Consider the following 6104-nt stretch of genomic DNA (forward strand, 5'->3'; position numbering starts at 1 on the left):
CAATCCCTGCGGCTGCGGCGGTTATACTTCGCAGCATTTAGCCATCACCGCGTTTCACAAAGGTTGCCTCAATGTCCATGCGTAATGATGCCCACGACGATTTCGATGATGTCCCGAGCCTGCGTGCCGACACCTTCGACGACGATGACATTCCGACCACCGCCCGCACCTCCGTACACTCGCGCACGCCGCCGGTGGTCAAGGTCAAAGCCGCGAGCACCGGGCCATTGTGGGCCTTGGTCGGTGCGCTGTTCTTCGCCTTCGTCGGTCTGGCCTGGTGGAGTTTCCAGCAGATCTCGTTGATGGAGCAGCAATTGGTCGCGACCCAGGAAAGCTTCGCGCGGATCAGCGAAGAAGCGGCCGGTCGCTTGCAGGACATTTCCGGCAAGGTCGTGGCCAGTCAATCCAACGTCACCAGCGACAGCGAAGCGCTGAAGCTGCAAATCAAACAGCTCGAAGGCAAGCTGCTCGATCAGAGCAAACAGCAGCAAGGCGTAGCAGGGCAGGCCAGCGATCTCGATAAGCGCCTGGCGCAGATGACCGCGCAGACCACCGAACAGCAGAACGCCAACACTCAGTTGCAGGCACAGGTCAAAGCCTTGAGCGCTGAGCTGGCGACGGTGAAAAGCACACCGGCCGACACCAGCAAGGTCGATGCCCAGTTGAAGGCCTTTGACGCTCAGTTCAAAAGCCTCGGCGCCGATATCGCTGCACTGAAGAAGCAGGGCAACCCGAGCGCGGCGATCGATCGTCTTGAGCAGGAAATCGTTGTACTCAAAAGCGAGCAGGACAACCGCCCGGCAGCCGCGCAGGGTGGCGGCAATACCGCCGAGTTCGACGCCTTCCGTGCTCAGATGACCCGCAACATCAACACCCTTCAGGCGCAGATTCAGAATTTGCAGCAGCAGATCAATTCCCGGCCTTGAATCCTGATCACCTGTGGTGGAGCCATTCCTCACCACAGGATCCGCGAAACGTTCAGAAACCCTCTGAATATCCATACATGCCCCCAAGCCGTCTACGCTCTTGAAACACCAAAAAGAACGAGGGATGCGTCATGGGGTTTGTGCAAAAAATCGCCTGTCTCTGTTTGATGTTACTGGCCGGTTTCGGCCAGGCTAGCGCCGCCACCGCCAAGGATGACAGTCAGGCCGCCATCGCCTTGCTGGAAAAGGCCCTGGCCTATTACCACGACAACGGTGACAAGGCGTTCGCCGCGTTCAGCCGCCAAGGCGAGTTCGTCGACAAGGATCGCTATGTGTTCGTGCTCGATACCAAAGGCGTGATGCTCGCCAGCGGCGGGCCTTCGTCGGCATTGATCGGCCGTGACGTGAGTGAGGTGCTCGGCCCGGATTTGCAGAAAACCTTCAAGGATGCCTTGAAAGTGCCGGAAGGCAATGGCATCCAGCAGGCCGAATACCGCTGGCAGAACTGGGCCGACGGCAAGGTCGAGCGCAAGCACGTGTATTACCAGCGCATCGGCCAGCGGATTCTGGCGGTCGGTTATTACTTGCCGCGAGCTTCGGCGGAGCAGGCCAAGGCATTGCTCGACAAAGCGGCGACTGATTTGGGCAAAGACGAGAAGGGCACGTTGACGGCGATCAATTCGCTCAAGGGGGGCTATTTGCAGGATGACCTGTATGTGTTCGTGGTCGACCTGAACACTCAGCGTTACGTCGCCCACGGCACCAATCTGCGCTTGATCAATACCGACTTCGGCAAGGTCAAGGATCCGGAAGGCAAACCGGTGGGCGAGCCGATTCTGGCGCTGATCGGCAAGCAGGATGAGGGCGAATATGAATACCGCTGGAAGAACCCGGTGACCGGCAAGGTCGAGGACAAACATGCCTATCTGAAAAAGGCCGGGCATTTCCTCGTCGCCGTCGGTTACTACAGCCCTTGAAGGATGATCGTTCCCACGCTCCGCGTGGGAATGCAGCCCGGGACGCTCTGCATCCCATCCAAAGCCGAACGCAGAGCGTCCGTTGAGGCATTCCCACGCAGAGCGTGGGAACGATCAACACACCGCTTTCGCGAGCAGGCTCGCTCCCACAGGGGTTTGTGGTGTTGCGGTTATTTGGCGCCGTGCTCGCGCCCGCGCAGCAAGTTGTTCGGCATCGCAATCGCCGCTGCCAACCCGAGCAACGACACCGCCGCACTCACCCACAGCAAATGCCGAAACGTCACCAGCAATTCCGCACGCAAGGCGTTCTGCGCATCACCCGGCGCGGCGTTCAAACCATCCAGCAAGACATTACCCGAATGCCCTTCGCTCATCAGTGAACTGCTCGCCAGATGAGCGAAACTCGAATCCTGCAACAACGCCAGCAACAGCGCCGACATCAACGCAACACCCACTGCGCCGCCGAGGGAGCGAAACAGATTGGTGGTACTGGTGGCTACGCCGATGTCGCGTTGTTCCACCGAGTTCTGGGTGCCGACCAACGACGTTGGAAACTGCATGCCGCTGGAAATACCGCAGAGCAGCATGAACAGACCACTGACCAGCGTCGCCTCGGGCGGGCTGAACGCCATGCCGAGAATCGCGATCGGCATCAGCAGAGCGCCGGTCAGAATCTGTGGTTTGTAACGCCCGGTGATCGACGTGCGCCGGCCGGCGAAAAATGCACCAATCGGCAACCCCATCGCCAATGGCAACAAGTGCAAAGCGGCGCTGTCAGCTCCGGCACCGGTGACGGTCTGAAAGCGCAGCGGCATCAGCACAATCAAGGAAATCGCCTGGAAACTGGTGAAGAAAATCGTGCACCAGCACAGCAGGGCGTTGCGATTGGCGAACAGGTGCATCGGCAGCAAAGGCTCCCGAGCACGGCGCTCGTGCCAGACAAACACCGCCAGTACCACCACTGCACAAGCGAACAGGCCAAGCACTTCACCGCTGCGCCACGAATGACCCTGACCAACCTGAGTAATGCCCAGCAGCAGAGCTGTCAGGCCGATGATCATCAGCAAGGTGCCGAGATAATCGATGATCGGTTTGCGTTGCGGAATCGGCAGGCCACGCAGATTACGTCGCGCCACCCACCAGGCACCGAGGCCCAGCGGCAGGTTGATCAGAAATACCCAGCGCCACGACAGGTACTCGGTCATGTACCCGCCAAGCACCGGACCGGCAACGCTGGCCACCGCGTACATGCTGCTGAAGTAACCCTGGTAACGCCCGCGTTCACGCGGCGGCACGATGTCGCCGATGATCGCCTGACTCACCGAGATCATCCCGCCAGCGCCGATGCCCTGAAGGATCCGCGCCAGCACCAGTTGCTCCATGCTTTGCGCCATGCCGCAAAACAGTGAGGCGAGGGTGAACAGGCCCATGCCGAACAGCATCAGTTTGCGTCGCCCATACAAGTCGCCGAGCTTGCCGTAGATCGGCACGGCCACCGTCATCGCGACCATGTACCCGGAAATCACCCAGGCCAGCAGGCTGACGTCCTTGAACTGAGCAGAAATGGCCGGCATCGACACGGCGACGATGGTCTGGTCCAGCGCGCCGAGGAAGATCGCCATCATCAGCGCGACCAGCACGCTGCGAATGGCCGGTTTGGGCGTTTCGGGGTGATTGAGATTGGTCACGGGCGAGCCTGCGGGCAGTGATGGACCCGCGCGGCCATCGCGCGCGGGTGGATGCTCGCCAGTGTAAGTCGGTAGCAGGCTATTCGATAGCCTCATAAGGAAGTCCGACGTAATTTTCTGCAATGGTTTTTCGCCCTGCTTCTGAACTGACAAAGTAGTCCAGTTCCGAGGCGCTGATGCGCTGGCTGAAGTCATCGTGATCATCGAAGCGGTGCAGCATCGAAGTCATCCACCAGGAAAAGCGCTCGGCTTTCCAGACTCGGCGCAGGCAGATTTCCGAGTATTTTTCCAGCAGTTCGGTGCGCCCGTCGCGGTAAACCTTCAGCAGAATATTGAACAACGTGCTGACGTCACTCGCCGCCAGATTCAAACCCTTGGCGCCGGTAGGCGGGACGATATGCGCGGCGTCGCCGACCAGAAACATCCGTCCGTACTGCATCGGCTCGACGACAAAACTGCGCAGCGGCGCGATGCTTTTTTCAATTGACGGGCCAGTGACCAGTTTCTCGGCAAGCGCCACCGGCAGACGATTTTTCAATTCATCCCAGAAGCGCTGATCGCTCCAGTCATCGACGTTTTCATCCGCTGGTACTTGCAGGTAATAACGGGTGCGCGTTGCCGAACGCATGCTGCACAAGGCAAAGCCGCGTTCATGGCGGGCGTAGACCAATTCCTCATGCACCGGCGGCGTATCGGCCAGAATGCCCAGCCAGCCAAACGGATAAACCCGCTCGAAGACCTTCATGCAATCGGCCGGAATCGACTGTCGCGCGACACCGTGGAAACCGTCGCAACCGGCGATGTAATCGCAATCGACACGCCAGGTTTCGCCGTCCTTTTCAAAGGTGACAAAAGCTTCGTCGCTTTTCACGCCGTGAGGAACGACGTTGCTTGCTGAATAAATAGTCTGCGCGCCAGCCTCCCGACGAGCGGCCATCAGGTCGCGAGTCACTTCGGTCTGGCCGTAGATCATCACGCTCTTGCCGCCGGTCAGCGCGTGCAGATCGATGTGCACCTGACGCCCGTCCAGGGCCAGATCGAAACCACCATGCACCAGTCCTTCGGCGTCCATGCGCTGACTCACACCAGCCTGACGCAACAGCTCTACCATGCCTTGTTCAAGCACGCCGGCGCGGATGCGGCCGAGGACGTAATCGGGTGTCTGACGTTCGAGGATGAGGGTGTCGATGCCGGCGTTGTGCAACAACTGACCGAGGAGCAATCCGGACGGACCGGCGCCGATAATGGCGACTTGGGTTTTCAGCGTTTTCATTGTTTTTATGACTCGCAAGCTTCACGCGGCCCAGACCGGTGAATGATTTTTATGGATCGAGTGCTTGCATTTTTCCCTTGCGGGTCTGTCAATTGAAGGTGAAAACTGAGCCGATACCTGTACATTCTGCCAATCGGTGCGATTATCGCCCACAACCCCGAGGCCTGGATTGAAGTGATGAACAAGCCTGAGCTGCCTTCGATTCCAGTGTTCAAGCTCTACGGTGAAAGCCTGGACTGGCCGACCCCTGACTTGCTGCACTGTGAAACCATTTCCTCCCGCAGTCGCGAACATGAATGGGAAATCAAACCCCATCGTCATGCTGATTTATGCCAGTTACTCTTCGTCTTCAAAGGTCAGGCAGAGCTTGAGATCGAAGGGCAACGCACGCAACTCGACACCCCGGCCATTCAAGTGCTGCCACCGTTGTCCGTGCACGGCTTTCGTTTTTCCGAAGACGTCGAAGGCTTCATCGTTACCCTCGCCACACCGCTGATCAATCATCTGCAGGCGCAACTGGGCGATTCGGTACATGCTTTGGCCAGTGCAGAAAACTACCCGGCAGGCAACGACGGCGATTACCTCAACAGCCTGTTCTCGGCGTTGCAGGCCGAGTACAACGGCCACCAACCGGCGCGAGAAATGCTCATGCATTCGCTGGTCAGCGTGATCATGGTCTGGGTCAGCCGTCAGGCGATCGTGCGGCACAAAGCCAGTCAGCGGCCGCAACGTCAGCGCGAATACCTCAATGGTTTTATTCAATTGGTCGAAGAGACATATCGCCAGCACGTCAAGGTCGAAGACCTCGCGCATCGGTTGGGGATTTCTGTGTCGCACCTCAACGGCACCTGCCGAGAATTGGCGGGGCAGCCGGCGTTGCAGATCATGCATGAACGGCAGTTGCTGGAAGCCAAGCGCTTGCTGACCTATACCAGCATGACGATTTATGAGATGTCGGAGTTGTTGGGGTTTTCCGATCCGACCAACTTCACGCGCCTGTTTCGACGACGGGTGGGGATATCGCCCAAGGCTTTCCGCGACAGCCTGAAGGCCGAGCATTAATCACTGACACCACAAAACCCCTGTAGGAGTGAGCCTGCTCGCGATAGCGGTGTGTCAGTCAAACTTTATCTGAATGACACACCGCTATCGCGAGCAGGCTCACTCCTACAGGGGATCCGATTTACAAATCATTATCCCACTGGGGGGGGGCGGGAAATCTGAGCACCAGAAAATCCAG

The 6104-nt window shown here is 58.6% G+C and carries 5 protein-coding genes; 3 read left to right on the forward strand and 2 right to left on the reverse strand.

What is annotated here, in order from left to right:
• The first annotated feature begins 71 nt into the window (after nucleotides 1-71).
• Both FGA82_RS20410 and FGA82_RS20415 read left to right on the forward strand, forming a co-directional pair.
• Nucleotides 72-926 carry an ATPase gene (locus tag FGA82_RS20410; RefSeq protein WP_141128476.1) on the forward strand — a complete coding sequence of 285 codons (855 nt, stop codon included), beginning with the start codon at nucleotides 72-74 and terminating at the stop codon, nucleotides 924-926.
• 131 nt (nucleotides 927-1057) lie between these two features.
• Nucleotides 1058-1903: a cache domain-containing protein gene (locus FGA82_RS20415; protein ID WP_141128477.1), complete on the forward strand. Its 846-nt coding sequence runs from the start codon at nucleotides 1058-1060 to the stop codon at nucleotides 1901-1903.
• A 170-nt stretch (nucleotides 1904-2073) separates the two neighbouring features.
• On the opposite strand, the gene FGA82_RS20420 is transcribed toward FGA82_RS20415, so the two are convergent.
• A complete protein-coding gene (locus FGA82_RS20420; RefSeq protein WP_141128478.1) occupies nucleotides 2074-3591 on the reverse strand; it encodes an MDR family MFS transporter in 1518 nt (505 codons plus the stop codon).
• 79 nt (nucleotides 3592-3670) lie between these two features.
• The gene (gene pobA, locus FGA82_RS20425) at nucleotides 3671-4864 is read right to left on the reverse strand and encodes a 4-hydroxybenzoate 3-monooxygenase (protein WP_141128479.1); all 1194 of its coding nucleotides are present in this window, start codon (nucleotides 4862-4864) and stop codon (nucleotides 3671-3673) included.
• A 177-nt stretch (nucleotides 4865-5041) separates the two neighbouring features.
• Between pobA and FGA82_RS20430 the strand changes: the two genes are divergently transcribed.
• Nucleotides 5042-5926 carry a helix-turn-helix domain-containing protein gene (locus FGA82_RS20430; protein ID WP_134178347.1) on the forward strand — a complete coding sequence of 295 codons (885 nt, stop codon included), beginning with the start codon at nucleotides 5042-5044 and terminating at the stop codon, nucleotides 5924-5926.
• Nucleotides 5927-6104 lie beyond the last annotated feature (178 nt).

It is taken from the genome of Pseudomonas fluorescens (genome assembly GCF_005938625.1).
GTDB classification, from domain to species: Bacteria; Pseudomonadota; Gammaproteobacteria; order Pseudomonadales; family Pseudomonadaceae; genus Aquipseudomonas; species Aquipseudomonas fluorescens_BD.